Here is an 18,655-nt window from a genome sequence, read left to right on the forward strand (position 1 = left end):
TGACAAAATGGCGCAGCCATTTTGCTGAGCAGACGGTCGGACGCAGTCCGGCCGTCTGCTACCTGAAGTACATGCCGCCGTTCACGTCGATGACGGTACCTGAAATGCGGGCGGCGGCGGGACTGGCGAGATAGACGGCGGCGGCGCCGATGTCATCGGCGGGGGAGACGCCGAGCGGGACAGACTGGGTAAAGCCTTCGCGCGTCTTCGCGCTGTGCGTCTGCCGCAGCATCTCGCTGTCCACGATACCCGGGGCGATGGCGTTGACGGTGATGCCGAACGGCGCGCCGGTGCGCGCGAGCGTGCGGGTGAAACCCAGCATGCCGCTCTTGGCGGTGGCGTAGTGGACAAAACCGTACAGCGCGCCCTGGTGGGCGACGACGGAGCTGATCTGGATGATCCGGCCGGAGCGCTGTTCGCGCATGATTCGCATGGCTTCGCGGGAGCAGAGAAAGGTGCCGGTGAGATGGGTGCGCAGCACGGCGTTCCAGCTCTCGAGCGTCGTGGCGAAGATGTCCTCGTGCCGGACGATGCCGGCGTTGTTGACGAGGATGTCGAGCCGGCCGAACTCCGCCGCGGCGGCGGCGAACATGCGCTGGACCCCGGGCTCGTCGCCGACATCGCACGCGATGAACAGCGCGCGGCGGCCGGTGGCGCGGATCGCAGCGCAGGTGGCTTCAGCCTCCGGGCTGGCGGCGAGGTCGTTGACGACCACGTCGGCGCCAGCGCCCGCGAGGGCGCGGGCGATCGCGGCACCGATGCCGCGGGCGGCGCCGGTCACGAGGGCGGTCTGCCCGAAGAGCGGAAGGGGTTGGGGGGAAGTCATGGGTCGGCGCCAAGCACGGCGCGGGCGGCAGACTACCGCCGCGGCGCGGAGCGGTCCCAGTGGCAATTCACGCCAGCACTTACCGTTTTTGCGCCAGCAGAGTGCGGCGGGCGCGCGACTGCTTCACAGCGCGTGCGAGCGCTTGCGGTAGGCGTCGGGATGGCAGCCGACGCGTTCCACGAACATGCGGGTGAAGGCGGACAGGGCGGCGTAGCCGGACTGGCGCGCGACCTCGCTGATGGTGTTGTGGGTGCGGCGGAGGAGCTGCTTGGCGAGGGCGAGGCGGAACTCGATGATGAAGTCGTGGATGGTGCGTCCGGTGCTCGCGAGGAAGCGGCGCTCGAGCGTGCGGCGCGGGATGCCGATGGTGTCGACGATCTGGTCGGTGCCAAAGGGGCAGTGGGCGCGGGCGCGGATGAGCTCGATGGCGGCGACGACCTTGGGGTCGGCGACGAGGAGGCGTTCGCTGGAGGCGCGGATGACGACCTCGGTGGGTGGCAGGGAGCGCTGGGCGGGCACGGCGCGGCCCTGGTAATGGGCATCGATGGCCTCGGCGGCGAGCCGGCCGATCTCGCGGGTGGGAATGCAGACGCTGGAGAGGCCCGGCTCGACGAGTTCGCAGATCAGCTCGTCGTTGCCGGCGCCGACGAGGGCGATCTCCTCGGGCACGGCGAGGCCGGCCCAGCGGCAGGCGGCGAGGATGCGCTCGGCGATCTTGTCGTCGAACGCGAGGATGCCGGTGGGTTTGGGCAGGCCGCGGAGCCAGGCGCTGAGCTCGGAGAGCTGGGAATCACCGGTGGCGGAGACGCCGGCGAAGGTGTCGACGGTGAACCGCTTCTCGCGCAGGCGGGCGGCGAAGCTGGCGGCGCGCCGGACGGAGGGCGGGTGGGTGGCGTCGGGGCCGCAGTAGGCAAAGTGTTCGAGGCCGAGGCTCTCGAGGTGCTGGGCGGCGACCGTGCCGACGGCCGCGTCATCGACGAAAACGGCGGCGTCATCGAGCTCCAGGTTGCGGGCGCTGGTTTCGACGCAGAAGACGCCGTGCTTGCGGAGCTGCCGGTGAAAATGCCGGGAGCGGTCAAACAGGATCGCCCCGTCGACCTTCATCTCGATGACGCGCTCGATGCCGGCGGCGTCGTCCTGGCGGACGAGGAGCAGGTTCCAGTTGCGCTGGACGGCGTATTCGTAGACCCCGAGCAGGCGTTCACGCCCGGGGCCGTCGCGCGTATCAATGCAGACGGCGACCCGCAGGCGTCCGGGGCGTGGTTTCTGGACCCGTTTGCGGCTGGCGGCCACGTCGCCTGCGGGACCGGAGGTTATTCGGCGGGGGCGCCGGTGATGACTTCGCCGCCCTTGACGCTGACCTTCTCAAGGATGGCGGCCTTCACCTTGGCGGCGAGTTCCGGCTTTTCCTTGATGGCCTGCTTGGCGGCGTCGCGGCCCTGGCCGACGAGGTTGCCCTCGTAGGCGATCCAGGCGCCCTTCTTTTCGAGAATCTTGTGTTCGAGGCCGAGGTCGAGGAGCGAGCCGTTGGCGGAGATGCCCTCGTCGTACATGATGTCGAACTCGCACTCGGTGAACGGCGGGGCGACCTTGTTCTTGACCACCTTGATCTTGGTGCGGTTGCCGATGACCTTGCCCTCGGGCGTCTTGATCTGGTCCTTGCGGCGAATGTCGATGCGGACCGAGGAGAAGAACTTCAGGGCGCGACCGCCGGGCGTGGTCTCAGGGTTGCCGAACATGACGCCGATCTTTTCGCGGATCTGGTTGGTGAAGATGCAGACGCACTTCGTCTTGCTGACGACGGCGGTGAGGCGGCGCATGGCCTGGGACATCAGGCGGGCCTGGGAGCCGACGGTGGCGTCACCCATCTGGCCGTCGAGTTCCTGCTTGGAAATGAGGGCGGCGACCGAGTCGATGACGATGACGTCGATCGAGTTGGAGCGGATGAGCGTCTCGGCGATGTTGAGCGCGTCCTCGCCGGAGTCGGGCTGGGAGACGAGCAGGTCGTCGAGGTTGACGCCGACGACGCGGGCGTACTTGGGGTCGAGGGCGTGTTCGACGTCGATGAAGGCGGCGAGGCCGCCCTTGCGCTGGGCCTCGGCGATGACGCTCAAGCAGAACGTGGTCTTGCCGGAGGACTCGGGGCCGTAGATCTCGATGATACGGCCGAGCGGCAGGCCGCCGACGCCGAGGGCAAGGTCGATGGCGAGGGAGCCGGTGGAAAGGGTCTCCACCTTCATCTTGGTGGCGTCACCCAGCCGCATGATGGAGCCCTCGCCGAACTGCTTGGTGATGGCGGAGAGGGCGAGCTCGATGTTCTTGTCGCGGGCCGGAGCGGCGACGGCGACTTCCGCCTTCTTGGCGGCGGGACTGGCGGACTTGGTTTCGGGAGCGGCTTTGGACATGGGAGCGGAAAAGTGAAAGTGACGGTGAGAGTGAAAGTGGGGTCGAGTGGCGCGCGAGGCGCGTTCGGACGTGGTAGCGTGGGAGGTGGCGGGGCCGAGGCAAGGATGGAGGCGACGCGGCGGCCCCGGACGTGTACACGTGTACACGTGGCGGCGTCAAGGGGGATTCCGGCACACACCTGGCAGGCGGTGGAGGGGCGCTGGCTACCGGGGCCCCGTTTGGGGCCGCCGGGCGTCGGGAAGGGGAAGTCAGCGCCAGCCTGCCGGGTGGCAGGTGTCTCTGCGGCGCATCACTCGATCTGGACCCACTGGCCGCGGACGAGGCTGCGGACGGTGGGGGTGCCGGGGGGGAGCCGGTTGGGATCGAGGAAGTTCTCGTCGAAGTACCAGTTGCGGGTGGGCACTTCGTAGTAGCGATTGCCGCTCGAGCCGGGTTCGCGCCACGAGGCGGTGGACTGCTTGCTGGCGTAGAGATTCACGATCGAGCCGTAATAGGTGAGTCGCTTGCCGCTCCACGTTTCCATCAGCCGGAGGTAGTTCTCCGCGCCGCCACTGTAGGCCGTGCCGTCGGAAGCGATGACGCCGGAGACCAGCGCGCAATTGACGGTGGTGTTGGCGGCCACGCGGCTGCCGGTGCCGGTGGAGGACGTGTAGGAGCTGGACCAATTCTTCGAGAGGATCGTGACGGCGTCAGCGATAACCGAGGCGGGCTCGTAGTAGCCGGAGACCATGTTGGCGGCTTCGAGATCGGTGCCGGAGTTCACGGCGGGTTCGCCGCCGGTGTTGTAGTTGCCGACGATGTACGCGGCGTTGTCACTGGCGACGGTGAGGCCAGCGGTCGGACTCGAGGAAAGGGTGCCGGCGGGCAGAGATGAGCCGTTGATGAGCCGGATGCCGGTGCGCCGGGTCGAGGTGTTGCTCACGTCGGTCACGTAGAGGATCCCATTCCAGAAGGTCTTGCCCTTGATGTCGGTGGCGATCGTGTCGCCCTTCAGGTCGGCCGGCACGGTGCCGGTCCAGGTGGTATCGGACGGGATCGTGGCGGGGAGTCCGCCGGCAGCCTGGGCGGCGGTGAGCTTCGCGACATCGACGTTGGTCGTGTAGATCGTCTTCGCCTCGCGGTAATCGTAGATCTGGTAGTCGGTGCTGCTCCCGGTGGAGTCGGTGAGGATCAGGGTGGAGAGATAGTCGGCGAGCGTGCCGGTGATGACAGTGCCGTCCTTGGTTTTGAAAATCTTGCTGCGGGCGGCGATCTTCTCGCCGGTCGGCGCGGTGACCTCGGCGGACGAGGTGTTCACCAGGACCTTGAGGCCGGCGAGGGTGTAGAGCCGGTCGGCGGCGTTGACATCGGTCTGGCCGACAACGGGGATCTCGATCAACTCGCGGGCGCCGTCGTTGTTGGCGTTGGTGTCGCTGGTGTTGGAGGCGAAGTCACCGGGGACGCTCTGCGTCGAACTCAGCACCGGCGTGCCCTTCTGGTAATCCGGGGTGGTGGCGGAGGTCATCTTGCCGCGCGGGTCTTCCGGGAGCTTACGTTGGGCGACGTAATTGTTCACCGTGGTGATGTAGTCGGTGAAGGTCAGCTTGCCGCTGGCGGCGATGTACATCTTGCCGTTGGTGTGCACGCGGCCGCCGATCTTCATCGCGCCGCCGGCGCCCATCTCGAGGTCGCCGTTGTAGAAGATGGCATACTGGAAGAGCGGGGTGAGCGTGTAGTCCCACTCGCGCTGGTACTGCACGTGCACGGGCGCCTTCATCAGCGGGACCTTGCGGGTGAATTCGACGACCGTGATGTATTTGTAGACGCCCTTGGTGGCCGTGAAATCGGAGTGCGAGCCGACCGGCACGCCGCCCTGCACGGGGACGGTGATGAAGGCCTGCCATTCGTAACCGTCGTCCGCGGTGAAGACCGTGGTCGGGGCCTTCGAGAGATTGGTGATGCTGGAGATGGAGGCGGCGTCGGGCAGCAGGTCGCTGGTGCTTTCGCTGATGCGGGTCTTGAGCTGCTGGTAGGCGAGTTCGAACGCGTATTCGGCGGCGTAGGTGGATTCGAGCCGGATGTTGCTCCGCTTCTCCGCCTTCGCGCTCGTGTTGATGTAGCTGTAAACGCCGCCGAGGATCGTCGCCATGACGACGGCGAGGATGAGCAAAAGGAAGAGCGCGCTGCCGCGATTGCGATTTCGCCACCCGGTGCGGCGCGGGAAACGTGAGGCCGTCTTCATTGGTTCGTCGGATCAGTCCGGGTATAAACGGTGGTTTGCACGCCCTGGAGCGTGCGCCCGGAGCCGCTGCCGCCCGGTACCTTCTGCAGATTGATGATCACGTAATTCTTGGCGTCGGTCGGGATCACGAACGGCACCGTGGCCGTGCTCGAGACGTTGGCCGGCTCGGAGAGCGGGCTGAAATCGATGTCCCGGGCGAGCACGGTGTACTGGGCGGTGTTCTTGCTGTCCGGATAGTAGCGCAGTTCGCCCTGGTTCTTTCCTTCGGCCGAGACGACCTCGAACATCATGCGGCGGCCGGAGGTGGCGTTGATGCGGGTGCCGCTGGGCACGCTCACGCCGAGTTTCGCCGTGAGGGTGAGGGTCTTGTTGCCCTTGCTGTTGCTGATCGAGTTGATGACGCGCTGGGTCGCGATGCCGAACGCGGTGGCGGGGATCGTGATGGTGTCGCCGACGGCGAATATCGAATTCAGATCGGTCGTTGGCATTTCGCTGGCTGCCTTGAAGTAGGTCGCGACATCGGTGTTGGTGATCGCGCCGGCCGGGCGGGCCGCACTCTTCCAAGCGGAGACAACCACGGCGGGGAGCGTCAGGTCGGAGAGCTTCAGGACCTTCTGGTCGCTCTTGGTGCCCTTGATCGTCTTCGCGTCGTCGATCCAGGTGATGTCCTCCACGGTCGCGTACCCGATGTCTTTGGGCGGAACGAGCAGCTTGAGTCCGCCGGACTCAACCGTCGGGAGCTGCGAGGCGCTCCGTACGGCTTGGGAGATGACGTCGGTCGCGTAGCGCAACTCCGCCGTGCCCTTCAGGCCAAACTCGGTGTGATGCGCGCGCTTCATTGCGGCGACGTACACCACCATCGTCATGCTGATGGCCAGGCCGAGAATCGAGGTGGCGACCAACACCTCGGTCAGGGTGAAGCCCGCTTGGCGCCGGCATGAGGACGAAAGAACGGGAGAAGGAGCGAGGTCCGAAATCATGGCAGGCGATGGGCGGGTTCGGAAGGTCACTCCAGGTTCCGATACAGGAGGGTGGAAATGATCTGGGTGCGCTTATCCCACTTCCACTCCACTTCGACGCGCAGGGTGCGGGAGGCGCCGGTGGACTCGACCTGCACGACCCGGCGGGTGAACCGAATGCGCCCCACCGCGTTGTCGCCGGTGATCGTGAGCGGGGCCACCTTGCTGGGGGCGTATGACGTTTTCACCGAGCTGGTGATCGTCTGGTCGGCGGAGGCTACGAACGTGTCGAAATCGGAGGCGAGCAGCCGTTCGGACTCAGCCTGCAGGAGATGATAGCCCTCGCTGCGGACGGCCACGGACAGCATCGACTTGGTGATCTGCTGCAGCCCGGCGAAGACCGAGAGGCACATCAGCGAGATCAAAAACATCGCCACGATCACCTCGGCTAAGGTGAAACCGGCGTTCGAGCTGGGCTGGCGTGATCTGCGTGGCATGGCCAATGGAAAAAACGGGAGCGGGCTGGCCGTCCTGCTTACTCCGAATGCCCGCCGTGCCCAGTAAATCCGTAGTACCCCGTGGGAAATTACCCCGTATTTACCTCTGAACCAGGGCTACGCTGCCGGGCGGAAGGCAGTTGCGAAATAGACGGCCAGCAGGATCAGGGCGAAGCTCACGGCGTAGTTCCACGTAAGCTTTTCGCCGAGCACCAGCCACGCAAAGCCCACGAAGACCATCAGCGTGATCACCTCCTGCATGATCTTCAGCTGATAGCCACTCATCCCTGAGGCGTAGCCGTGCCGGTTGGCCGGCACCATGAGGCAGTACTCAAAGAAGGCGATGCCCCAGGACATGAGGATCACGAGCCATAACGACTTGCCCTCGAATATCTTGAGCTTCAGTTGGCCATACCAGGCCAAGGTCATGAATATGTTGGAGCAGAGGAGCAGGGCGAAGGTTTTCACGTTAGAGGCGGTAGTAAGCCCGGAACCAGGTGACAAAGTGCCGGAGGCCCTCCTCGAGCGGAACCTTCGGCGTGAAGCCGAAGGTGGCCTGGACCTTGGTGAGGTCGGCGCAGGTGGCGTACATGTCGCCCGGTTGCGGGGGAAGAAGTTCGGTCACGGCGGGCCGCCCGAGCAATTGCTCAAGCATTTGCACAAACAGCAGCGTTTCGACGGGGCGGTGATGGCCGAGGTTGAAGATACGCAGGGCGCCGGCGGGGCGGGTCGCAGCGGGCGAGTCGCCCGCGGCGGGGGCGGTTGTGGCCGGGGCCGCGGGGTAGAGGAGGATCTTCAGCACGGCGCCAACGACGTCATCGATATATGTGAAGTCGCGCAGGTTACGGCCGGAGTTGAACAGCCGCACGGGTTTGCCCTCGCAGATGGCGCGCGCGAAGAGCGTGGGGGCCATGTCGGGGCGGCCCCAGGGGCCGTAGACAGTGAAGAAGCGCAGGCCGGTGATCGCGAGGCCGTGATTGAAGGCGTAGGCGGCAGCCATCAGCTCGTTGGCCTTCTTGGTGGCGCCATAGTACGAGACGGGCTGGTCGGTATTGTCGTCCTCGCGGAACGGCGGCGTCGCCCCGCCGCCATAGACGCTGCTGCTCGAGGCAAACACGAGGTGCCGCGGGCGGTGCAGCCGGCACGCCTCGAGCACGCTGGCAAAGCCATCGAGGTTGGCGCGGGTGTAGGCCGCCGGGTTCTCCATGCTGAAGCGCACGCCGGGCTGCGCGCCCAAGTGCACGACGTAGTCAGGTTTGAACGCTCCCACCAGTGGCTCGAATTTGCCGGCGTCGGCAAAATCGGTCTGAGCGAAGCGGAAGTCCTCATAAGCAGCGAGTTCCGCGAGTCGCGCCCGCTTCAGGCCGACGTCGTAGTAGTCGCTCAGGCTGTCGACGCCCAGCACCTCGCACTGTTTGGTTTCCGCGAGACGACGGGCGACATGGTAGCCGATGAAGCCGGCGGCGCCGGTCACGAGGACTTTCATCGGCGGGGTGATAGCCAGTCGCGCTGCGAAAAGCTAGCTGGGTTTTTTAATTGATCGTGCAAAATGCACCGCCGGCACAGCACCTGCTTCATCTATGACAGAATTGAGTACCCTCTTCCTAAAACCACGCTTGATTGGCGAAATCACCGGCCTATTGCTTGCGCGACTTTCGGCACCACGTACCGTCCACGCATGAAGATCAAAGCCTATCTCAAGCCGCACTGTGGCTGGTCGAACGGCGTGCGTGCTATTCTCCGGAAGTACGGGCTGCCCTTTGAGGACATCGATGTCGTGGGCAATCGGGAGAACTTCGCTGAGATGGTGCAGAAGTCCGGCCAGGCGCTTTCTCCGTGCGTTGAGATCGACGGCGTGATGCTCGCGGATGTGTCCGGCGAGGAAGTCGAAAACTATCTTCTCAGCAACGACTTGGTTAAACGAAATGACTCGCCGGCCGACGTGCCGACGAACGCGGGTTGCTCGGACGACGAGCACGCCAAAATGGCCACTAAAACGATCCGCTTTTTCTAATCCCGCGCTGAGAGCACACCGCACAATCCTTTCTTCGGGCCGCTCTCGCACCAGCCGAGACCGGCTCTTTTTTTGCCCTCACGCCCACCTCCTTCCTCCCCTTTCCAGTGAACACCACGTCCGCCTCGAACTGCCGCGACAACCATAACGCCACGCCCGTCCGGTCCCCGGGTCTACCGCCCAAGCAGGGACTGTACGATCCGTGGTTTGAGCACGAAGCCTGCGGCGTCGGCTTCGTCGTCGATATGAAGGGCCGCAAGTCGCACAAGATCCTGGCCGATGCGCTGCAGGTGCTGCGCAACCTCGATCACCGCGGCGCCAGCGGCAGCGAAGTGAACACGGGTGACGGCGCCGGCGTACTGATGCAGATGCCGCACGAGTTCCTCACCGAGGTGACGAAGCAGGCGCGCATCACGCTGCCGGAAGCCGGCCAGTACGGGTGCGGTCTCGTTTACCTGCCGCGCAATCCCTCCGTGCGCCGTAAGATCGAGGAGCGCTTCGAGCAGATTGTCCAATCCGAGGGGCAGGTCTTCCTCGGCTGGCGCACGGTGCCGACCAACGGCGCCTCCCTCGGCGACATGGCGCGCTCCTGCGAACCGTTCATGCGCCAGGTGTTCATCGGCCGCGGCGCGACGACCACCGACGATCTCGCCTTCGAGCGGAAGCTCTACGTCATCCGCAAGCGCGCCTACACCGACATCCGCACCTCCACGCTGGCGGGCGCCGAGTACTGGTACATCGCCAGCCTCTCGCAAAAGACGCTCGTCTATAAGGGCATGCTCACGACCGAGCAGGTCGACCAGTATTTCCCCGACCTGCAGTCGCCGCAGATGGTGACCGCGCTCGCCCTGGTGCATTCGCGCTTTTCCACGAACACCTTCCCAAGCTGGGAACGCGCGCACCCGTACCGCTATCTGGCGCACAACGGCGAAATCAACACGCTCCGCGGCAACATCAATTGGATGCACGCCCGCGAGCCGTGGTTCCGCAGCGACGCGTTCGGCGACGACATCAAGAAGATCCTCCCGATCATCAACCCCAACGGCTCCGACTCCTCGATGTTCGACAACACGCTCGAACTCCTGGTCCTCGCCGGCCGTCCGCTCGCGCACGCGATGATGATGATGATCCCGGAGCCGTGGTCGCATCATGAGTCGATGAGCGACGAGCGCCGCGCGTTCTACCAGTACCACTCCTGCCTGATGGAGCCGTGGGATGGCCCCGCCTCCATCGCGTTCACCGACGGCAAGCAGATCGGCGCCATTCTCGACCGCAACGGCCTCCGCCCGTCGCGCTACTACGTCACCAAGGAAGGTCTCGTCGTCATGGCCTCCGAGGCCGGCGTGCTCGATTTCCCGCCCGATCAGGTGATCCAGAAGGGGCGGCTCCAGCCGGGCCGTATGTTCCTCGTTGATACCGAGGAGGGCCGCATCATCGAGGACGAGGAGATCAAGCGCCAGATCTGCGGCTCGCTCCCGTACCGCCAGTGGCTCGACGAGCACCTCGTCCATCTCAAGGACCTGCCCGAGGCCCCCAAGGTCGAGGGCCCCGACCACGCCACGCTCCTGCAGCGGCAGATCGCGTTCGGCTACACGCACGAGGACGAGCGCATCATCCTCACCCCGATGGCGCGCGACGGCGTCGAGGCGATCGGTTCGATGGGCAACGACTCCGCCCTCGCCGTCCTCTCCAACAAGCCGCGCCTGCTGTACGACTATTTCAAGCAGCTCTTCGCGCAGGTCACCAACCCGCCGATCGACTGTATCCGCGAGGAAATTATCACCTCCGCCGAAACGCGCCTCGGCTCCGAGGGCAACCTGCTCGACCCGCAGCCCTCCGCCTGCCGCCGCGTCGAGCTGAAGTGGCCCATCATCACCAACGACGAGTTCGCCAAGATCCGCCGCACCAACCTCCCGGGCCTCAAGGTCGGCGTGCTCCCCATCCTGTTCCGCGTCAGCCGCGGCGAGCGCGGCCTCGCCAAGTCCATGGAGGAGCTCTCCGTCATGTCCCGCCGCATGATCGAGGAGGAGGAGGTCAATGTGATCATCCTCAGCGACCGCGGCGTCACCCATGACTTCGCGCCGATCCCGGCCCTCCTCGCGATCGCCGGCCTGCACCACTATCTCATCCGTGAGGGCCTGCGCACCAAGGTGTCGCTCGTCCTCGAGACCGGCGAAGCCCGCGAGGTGCACCACTTCGCGCTGCTCATCGGCTACGGCGCCAGCGTCGTGAATCCGTATGTCGCGTTCGAGACGATCGACGACATGATCAAGGAGCAGCTCCTCACCGGCATCGACCACAAGAAGGCCTGCGAGAACTACGTGAAGGCCGCCGCCAAGGGCGTGATCAAGGTCATGTCCAAGATGGGCATCTCCGCCATCCAGAGCTACCGCGGCGCCCAGGTCTTCGAGGCGCTCGGCCTCCGCCAGGACGTCATCGACCAGTATTTCACCTGGACGCCCTCGCGCGTCGGCGGCGTCGGGCTCGACGTCATCGCGCAGGAGGTCCTCCTCCGCCATCGCGCCGCGTATCCGGAACGGCCCGTCAACGGCGCCGTGCTGCCCGTCGGTGGCCTCTACAAGTGGCGCAACGAGGGCGAGGCCCACCTGTTCACGCCCGAGTCGATCCACTTCCTCCAGAAGGCGGTCCGCACCGAGAGCTTCGCGGTGTTCAAACAGTACACGCAGCAGATCAACGACCAGGCCCGCCGCCACTGCACGCTCCGCAGCCTGCTCGACTTCAAGGCCGGCACCCCGATCCCGCTCGACGAGGTCGAGCCCGTCGACTCCATCGTCAAGCGGTTCAAGACCGGCGCGATGTCCTACGGCTCCATCTCCAAGGAGGCGCACGAGACGCTCGCGATCGCGATGAACCGCCTCGGCGGCAAGTCCAACACCGGCGAGGGCGGTGAGGATCCCGAGCGTTACCGCTGGACCAACGAGCTGGGCGACTCGAAGAACTCCGCCATCAAGCAGGTTGCCTCCGGCCGCTTCGGCGTCACGAGCGAGTACCTCGTCAACGCCCGCGAGCTGCAGATCAAGATGGCCCAGGGCGCCAAGCCCGGTGAGGGCGGCCAGCTGCCCGGCACCAAGGTCTACCCGTGGGTCGCCAAGACCCGCCACACCACCGCGGGCGTCGGGCTCATCTCGCCGCCGCCGCACCACGACATCTACTCGATCGAGGACCTCGCGGAGCTGATCCACGACCTCAAGAACGGCAACCGCCACGCCCGCATCAGCGTGAAGCTCGTAGCCGAGGTGGGCGTCGGCACCGTCGCGGCCGGCGTCGCCAAGGCCCACGCCGACGTCGTCCTGATCTCGGGCTACGACGGCGGCACCGGCGCCTCACCCCAGACTTCGATCCAGCACGCAGGCCTGCCGTGGGAACTCGGCCTCGCCGAGGCCCACCAGACGCTCGTGCTGAACAACCTCCGCTCCCGCATCGCGGTCGAGACCGACGGCCAGCTCAAGACCGGCCGCGACGTCGTCATCGCCGCCCTGCTCGGCGCCGAGGAATTCGGCTTCGCCACGGCGCCGCTCGTCTCGACGGGCTGCATCATGATGCGAGTCTGCCACCTGAACACGTGCCCCACGGGCATCGCCACGCAGGATCCGCAGTTGCGCGCCAAGTACACCGGCAAGCCGGAGGACGTGGTGAACTTCATGCGCTTCATCGCGCAGGACATGCGCGAGATCATGGCCCAGCTCGGCTTCCGCACCATCGAGGAGATGATCGGCCGTACCGACCGCCTCGAGCCCAAGCGCGCCGTCGAGCACTGGAAGGCCAAGGGCCTCGACTTCTCGAACATCCTCTACCAGCCCGACGTACCCGCCGACGTGGGTCGGTTCTGCCAGATGAAGCAGGACCACGGCATCGAGCGCTCGCTCGACGTGACCACGCTGCTGCCGATCTGCCAGCCCGCCATCGAACGCGGCGAGAAGGTCGTCGCCGAGCTGCCCATCCGCAACGTGCATCGCGTCGTCGGCACCGTCACCAGCGGCGAGGTCACCAAGCGCCACGGCGCGGCGGGCCTCCCGGAGGACACCATCAAGATCAAGTTCAACGGCTCCGCCGGCCAGAGCTTCGGCGCCTTCGTCACGCGGGGCATGACGCTCAGCATCGAGGGCGACGCCAACGACTACTTCGGCAAGGGCCTCTCCGGCGGCAAGCTCATCGTTTACCCGCCGGCGACCGCGCCCTTCCGCGCCGAGGAGAACATGATCATCGGCAACGTCGCGCTCTACGGCGCCACCGCCGGCGAGGTGTTCGTCCGCGGCATGGCGGGCGAGCGCTTCGCGGTCCGCAACTCGGGGGTGGACGCCGTCGTTGAAGCCATCGGCGACAACGGTTGCGAGTACATGACCGGCGGCCGCGTCGTCGTGCTCGGCCGTGCCGGCCGCAACTTCGGCGCCGGCATGTCCGGCGGCATCGGCTACGTGCTCGATGAGAGCGGCGACTTCGCGCAGCGCGTGAACCCGCAGATGGTCGCGGTGGAGAAGCTCGATGACGCCCGCGAAATCACGGCGCTCCGCGCGCTGATCCAGAAGCACCTCGACTACACCAAGAGCGCGCGCGCCAAGCTCGTGCTCGACGCGTGGGACAGCTACGTGCCGCGCTTCGTCAAGGTGATGCCCAAGGACTACAAGCGCATGCTCGCCTGCATCGAGCGCGCGCAGGCCCAGGGTCTCACCGGCGACGAGGCCATCATGGCCGCCTTTGAGGAGAACGCCCGCGACCTCTCCCGCGTCGGAGGAAACTGACGAAAAAAGGCTGAAAGAACGAAGGCTGAAGGCTGAAAACAGTCCCAGCCTTTGCCCGAAGCCCCTCAAACCTCACTCCGACTTCAACTTCAGTCCTTCAGCTTTCAGCCCTTCAGCCTTTTCATCTCCATGGGTAAACCAACCGGCTTCATCGAGTATCTGCGCGAGCTTCCCGTCGACCGCACGCCCACCGACCGCGTGCGCGACTGGAAGGAGTTTCACCACCACATGGAGGAGAAGAAACTCCGCCAGCAAGGTGCGCGCTGCATGGATTGCGGCGTGCCGTTCTGCCACACCGGCAAGCTGATCAGCGGCATGGCGAGCGGCTGCCCGGTCAACAACCTGATCCCGGAGTGGAATGATCTCATCTACCGCGGGCTCTGGCGCGAGGCGCTCCAGCGGCTGCACAAGACGAACAACTTCCCGGAGTTCACCGGCCGCGTGTGCCCGGCGCCCTGCGAAGGCTCGTGCGTGCTCGGGATGAACAACCCGCCGGTCACGATCAAAAACATCGAGTACTCGATCATCGAGCGTGGCTGGGATGAGGGCTGGGTCATCGCCGAGGCGCCGAAGGTCCGCACCGGCAAGAAGGTCGCGATCATCGGCTCCGGTCCCGCCGGCCTCGCCGCCGCCGCGCAGCTCAACAAGGCGGGCCACACCGTCACCGTTTTCGAACGCGCCGATCGTCCGGGCGGCCTGCTGATGTACGGCATCCCGAACATGAAGCTCGACAAGAAGGAGGTCCTGCTGCGCCGCATCAAGCTGCTCGAGCAGGAGGGCGTCCGCTTCATCTGCAACGCCAACGTTGGCGAGAACGTGGAGCCGCAGATCTTCCTGAAGGAGTTCGACGCCACCGTCATCTGCACCGGCGCCACGCAGCCGCGCGATCTTCCCATCGAGGGCCGCGCGCTCAACGGCGTGCACTTCGCGATGGAGTTCCTGGGCGGCAACACCAAGTCGCTCCTCGACGGCAGCACCGACCGCGCGCCGCTTCACGCGAAGGGCAAGGATGTCATCATCATCGGCGGTGGCGACACCGGCACCGATTGCGTCGGCACTTCGATTCGTCACGGCTGCAAGAGCGTCACGCAGATTGAAATCCTGCCAAAGCCGCCGATGGAGCGCGCCGCGAACAATCCGTGGCCCGAGTGGCCCAAGGTCTACAAGATGGACTACGGCCAGGAAGAGGCGGCCGCGAAGTACGGCGCCGACCCGCGCGTTTATCTCACGACGGTGAAGAAGTTCGTCGGCGACGAGAAGGGGCAGGTGAAGGAAATCATCACCGTCGAGATCAAATGGGAGAAGAACGACAAGGGGGCGTTCGTCCCGAAGGAAGTGCCCGGCACCGAGAAGACGCGGCCCGCGCAGCTCGTGCTGCTCGCGATGGGTTTCCTCGGGCCTGAGCAGGCCCTCCTGAAGGAGCTCAACCTCGAGACCGATGCGCGCTCGAACGTGAAAGCCGAACACGAGAAGTACACGACCAACATCAAGGGCGTGTTCGCCGCGGGCGATTGCCGTCGCGGTCAGAGCCTTGTCGTGTGGGCGATCAACGAAGGCCGCGGCGCCGCGCGCGAGTGCGACCGCTACCTGATGGGTTACACGGACCTTCCGTAAAAAAGCTGATCTGGAAAGGGCTGAAGGACTGAACGCTGAAGAGCTGAAGATGCGTGTTCGACTGAGGGGGTGCGCTCCTTTTGGAGCGGCCCCGGACACGCGTTTTTTAGGCGCGTCATTGGTTCTCGGAAACGGATGAGTTTTTGAGCGGGCTGCATGCGTGACTCGCGTGTGGATGGTTCGCACTGCCGCAAAAAAACGCTTCGAGGGCGCTGCAATGGCTCACCGCGTTTCGTTACGGCCCACGCAAGGGAGCCCAAGAATCTCTGCGGAAAACTTTGCGCGTCCCGTCAAAGACGGCGGCGAATCCGCGCGGTGCCGTGTGCCTACGGCGCTGAAAGCCCGCGCGGATTTCGCGCGGACTCCTTTCACGTTCATCGCAGCGGACGACAAAAAACCCGCTCGATCGTCCTCAAAGTTTCATTTTTCCCGGCGGGAAAAATGAAAGAAGTATCCGGACATTATGCGGGAGTATCCGGACATTATTCCTGAGTATCTGGACATTATCCAGTAAGTGATTGGTGGTCAGTTCGTAATAATTGCAGCTATCGAACCCTCCTGATCGTGCGTTTCGGCGCGCGCGGTTCGCATGGCCCGAACGCAAGTGGACGATCTCAAGCCACGCCGTGCCCACGGCTGTTCGATCCGACCATCAAATGCCGCGCCCCGATTGTGCCAAAAGCCGCGCCCAAAAGGGGCGGAAAAGGGGCGGCGATGGGGCGGAAGGGAACGGGCTCGGGCCTCTTTCTCTTACTCTTGCTCGTACTCATTCTCTCGATCCGGGTGCGTGAGATAGCGGCGGCAGTAACGCTCACTTCAGTTTTCGCGGAGCGAAAACTGGCGAGAAGGAGACCCGTGGGCCGCGCCAGACTTTGCGGGAGAAAGAGTAAGAGGAAGAGAAAGAGCAAGACCAGGGGCGGGCCCTCAATCCCTCAATCCCTCAATCCCTCAATCCCTCAATCCCTCAATCCCTCAATCCCTCTGAGAGAAAGAGAAAGAGTAGGAGTAAGAGAAAGATTCCTGGGGCGGCGCTGGGCGCGCCGCCGGAGGAAAAGCCCGCGCCACCCGACCCAGGTGGCGCGGGCAACCGCTAACACCCCCAGCCTTTGGAGGGCCGGGGGAAAGGGGTTACTTCGCGGGTGCTTTTGCCAAGACGACGGCCGCGTGTCGCAAGATGCGGGGAGTTTGCAGCCGAAGCGAGCCGCCTTTGTGCTCAAGGGCCGCCGCGGGGGCGGGTGTGCCCTTCTCGGTGTCCCACCACGTCACGGACCACGCGCCGGCGGGAACCTCGTCGAGCACGATCGTGCCGCTGGCGTCCGTCTTGGCGCCGGGCTGCAGCACGTTGGTGCGATGGCGCACCCACAGGGCGATGAAGTGATCGTTGCGTTGGCCAAGGGCGGCGAGCACGGGCGCCGTGACGCCGAGGTCGATCTGCGACACCTTCACCCAGTCGGACGCGCCGGTGTTTTCCACGCGCACGGTGTGCTTGCCGGCGGTCACGGGCACGGCGAGTTCGGCGGGCATGGCTGCGGGGGCTTTCCAGAACGATTCGGCCGCGGGCTTGCCGTCGACCAGTACGCGCAGGCCGCCGCCGGATGTCGCCACTTCGGCGACGGTCACGCGCAACGTCACGGCCGCCGGAAAATCGGCGTGGAAGGTGCCGCTATTGGGGAAGCCATCGCGTCTTTCCGACTCGGGCACGACCAGCACGGCCGGCCAGTCGCCCATCTCGAGCGGCTCCCGGCCGTCGAGGGGCAGCGTAAACTCGCGCGCGGGCCGGCGCTGCCAGGCTTGGCAGCCGGCGAGCACGAGCGGGGTGCGGGCGTCGGTTTCCACGCGGGCGGAGAAGGGCGTGAGGTTCTGCTGGCGGGCGAAACCCGACATCACAAGGAAGCGCGGCACGACGCCGAGTTCCTGCACGCGACCGTGTTCGAGCACCTTGCCGCCCTCCCACGGCTGCGCCGGCAGGCCGTCGGGGGCCATGAGGGAGGCCCAGACCGGGATCACTTCGGCGAGCCCGGACTGACGTGCTTCGGCGGAGATGGGGAGGTGGTCGACGCCGAATTCGCCGTAGAAGATCGGCCGTTTCTCGCCCTCGAGCCGCGGCGCGAAGGTCCGCACGGCCGCGATCAGGTCGGCCGCGTAGAGGTGCGGCTGCAGAAAATCCATCTTCGCGTAGATCGGGCTGCGCAGGTCCTCGGTGCTCGTGGTGATCGGGTGGGCGTAGGCGTCGATCGAGCGGACGAGTGTGGCCATGTCGTCATGCCAGCGCGCGACGGCGGCCTCGTTGTGGTCGATCCGCAGGGCGTCGACCCAGTGCACCTCGTTGAAGAGTTCCCAGGCAAACACTGCCGGTGACCAGCCCCAGCGCGCGACGATGTAGCGGTATTTCAGCGCGGTGAAGAGGCGGGCGTTCGGGTCGGTGAAGAAATCGGACGGCGACTTGAGGAAGCCGCCCGGGTTGGCGGCGTTCCACGGGTTCTCCGCCCAGGACGGGTTCACGGCGGAGCTGTACTGGCCGTGATGTTGAAAAACGACCTGCAGGTAGACGCCCTGCTCCTCGGCGGCGGCGAGCAGTTCGTCCCAGCGCGCGGCCACGGTCGGATCGATCCCGCCCGGGGCGGGCGCGGGGCCGGCGCCTTCGCGCGGCCAGTCGAGATTCGTGCCGCCCCAGTGCACCATCCACACGCGGGCCCAGTTCAGATTCGCGGCGGCAAAGGCGCGGAAGGCCTCGCGGTACCACGGCACGACCTCGCCATGGGTCCAGGCGAGGTTGGCGCCGAAAGGAATGAAGGCGCGGCCATCCGCGCGCGCAAAACGGTCGGGATGCCGCGTGCTCACGCCGACCGGCGGCAGCCGCAGCACCTGCTTGTTCTCCAGCGTGGTGGCCGACCTCGGCTCGACCGTGACCGGGCGGGCCGTAGCGCCGCGCGTATCCTCGAGCACGGCTTCAAGCCGGTACGCGCCGATCTCGTCCGGGCGGGCGCGGACCGCGAACACGCCGTCGCCCGCGTAATAGGCGGGCAGCAGGAGTACGCGACCGGACGGCGAGACCACGCGTCCCCAGAGTTCGCGCGCGAACGGATTTCGAATCTCAGGCGCGGCCGGAGGGGTGAACGCGAACGTCAGCGGCCCGGCCGGAAGCGCCGCCGGCAGCGTGGCGAGGGCGAGGAGCGCGATGGAAAAACGGAGACGGAACATGGGCAGGGGAGGCGCCGGCTTCGCGGGGCGCCGACGGAAAGAGGGAGGGAACGGCAGGCCGTTCGAGGCCAGGGAGCCACGGCGGCTACGGCCGGACGCTGGCACCGCGGTCACCTCGGCGCAATCCGCACCTGGGTGACCCGGAGGCAGGGCGCGG

Annotated in this window: 12 protein-coding genes; 3 read left to right on the top strand and 9 right to left on the bottom strand. The window is 65.8% G+C overall.

Going from position 1 to position 18,655, the window contains the following annotated elements:
• Nucleotides 1–58: 58 nt before the first annotated feature.
• The 8 genes from fabG to DB354_RS15965 form a co-directional block, all read right to left on the bottom strand.
• Nucleotides 59–826 carry a 3-oxoacyl-ACP reductase FabG gene (gene fabG / locus DB354_RS15930; protein ID WP_107836642.1) on the bottom strand — a complete coding sequence of 256 codons (768 nt, stop codon included), beginning with the start codon at nt 824–826 and terminating at the stop codon, nt 59–61.
• A 123-nt stretch (nt 827–949) separates the two neighbouring features.
• Nucleotides 950–2,119 (bottom strand): substrate-binding domain-containing protein, encoded by a 1,170-nt coding sequence (locus DB354_RS15935; protein ID WP_107836643.1) that lies wholly within the window; start codon nt 2,117–2,119, stop codon nt 950–952.
• Nucleotides 2,120–2,139: 20 nt separating this feature from the next.
• Nucleotides 2,140–3,231 (bottom strand): recombinase RecA, encoded by a 1,092-nt coding sequence (recA, locus tag DB354_RS15940; RefSeq protein ID WP_107836644.1) that lies wholly within the window; start codon nt 3,229–3,231, stop codon nt 2,140–2,142.
• A gap of 290 nt (nt 3,232–3,521) precedes the next feature.
• Nucleotides 3,522–5,453 (bottom strand): hypothetical protein, encoded by a 1,932-nt coding sequence (locus DB354_RS15945; protein ID WP_107836645.1) that lies wholly within the window; start codon nt 5,451–5,453, stop codon nt 3,522–3,524.
• The gene (locus tag DB354_RS15950; RefSeq protein ID WP_107836646.1) at nt 5,450–6,433 is read right to left on the bottom strand and encodes a type II secretion system protein; all 984 of its coding nucleotides are present in this window, start codon (nt 6,431–6,433) and stop codon (nt 5,450–5,452) included. The genes DB354_RS15945 and DB354_RS15950 overlap by 4 nt, the downstream gene beginning before the upstream one ends.
• A gap of 26 nt (nt 6,434–6,459) precedes the next feature.
• Complete coding sequence (locus DB354_RS15955) at nt 6,460–6,909, bottom strand: prepilin-type N-terminal cleavage/methylation domain-containing protein (protein WP_107836647.1); 450 nt, start codon at nt 6,907–6,909, stop codon at nt 6,460–6,462.
• Nucleotides 6,910–7,026: 117 nt separating this feature from the next.
• Nucleotides 7,027–7,377 carry a DMT family protein gene (locus DB354_RS15960; RefSeq protein WP_107836648.1) on the bottom strand — a complete coding sequence of 117 codons (351 nt, stop codon included), beginning with the start codon at nt 7,375–7,377 and terminating at the stop codon, nt 7,027–7,029.
• A gap of 1 nt (nt 7,378) precedes the next feature.
• Complete coding sequence (locus tag DB354_RS15965) at nt 7,379–8,395, bottom strand: NAD-dependent epimerase/dehydratase family protein (protein ID WP_107836649.1); 1,017 nt, start codon at nt 8,393–8,395, stop codon at nt 7,379–7,381.
• 192 nt (nt 8,396–8,587) lie between these two features.
• Here DB354_RS15965 and DB354_RS15970 point away from each other — a divergent pair, with 192 nt between their 5' ends.
• The 3 genes from DB354_RS15970 to DB354_RS15980 all read left to right on the top strand — a co-directional run bounded on the left by DB354_RS15970 (nt 8,588) and on the right by DB354_RS15980 (nt 15,297).
• Nucleotides 8,588–8,923 (top strand): glutaredoxin, encoded by a 336-nt coding sequence (locus DB354_RS15970; protein WP_107836650.1) that lies wholly within the window; start codon nt 8,588–8,590, stop codon nt 8,921–8,923.
• Nucleotides 8,924–9,114: 191 nt separating this feature from the next.
• On the top strand, nt 9,115–13,683 hold the full coding sequence (gltB, locus tag DB354_RS15975) for a glutamate synthase large subunit (protein ID WP_343205586.1): 4,569 nt from the start codon (nt 9,115–9,117) through the stop codon (nt 13,681–13,683).
• A gap of 129 nt (nt 13,684–13,812) precedes the next feature.
• A complete protein-coding gene (locus tag DB354_RS15980) occupies nt 13,813–15,297 on the top strand; it encodes a glutamate synthase subunit beta (protein ID WP_107836652.1) in 1,485 nt (494 codons plus the stop codon).
• A 1,128-nt stretch (nt 15,298–16,425) separates the two neighbouring features.
• Here the strand turns inward: DB354_RS15980 and DB354_RS15985 are convergent.
• Nucleotides 16,426–18,498 (bottom strand): DUF5060 domain-containing protein, encoded by a 2,073-nt coding sequence (locus DB354_RS15985; RefSeq protein WP_107836653.1) that lies wholly within the window; start codon nt 18,496–18,498, stop codon nt 16,426–16,428.
• Nucleotides 18,499–18,655 lie beyond the last annotated feature (157 nt).

Origin of the sequence: Opitutus sp. ER46 (genome assembly GCF_003054705.1) — a bacterium.
Classification (GTDB): domain Bacteria; phylum Verrucomicrobiota; class Verrucomicrobiia; order Opitutales; family Opitutaceae; genus ER46.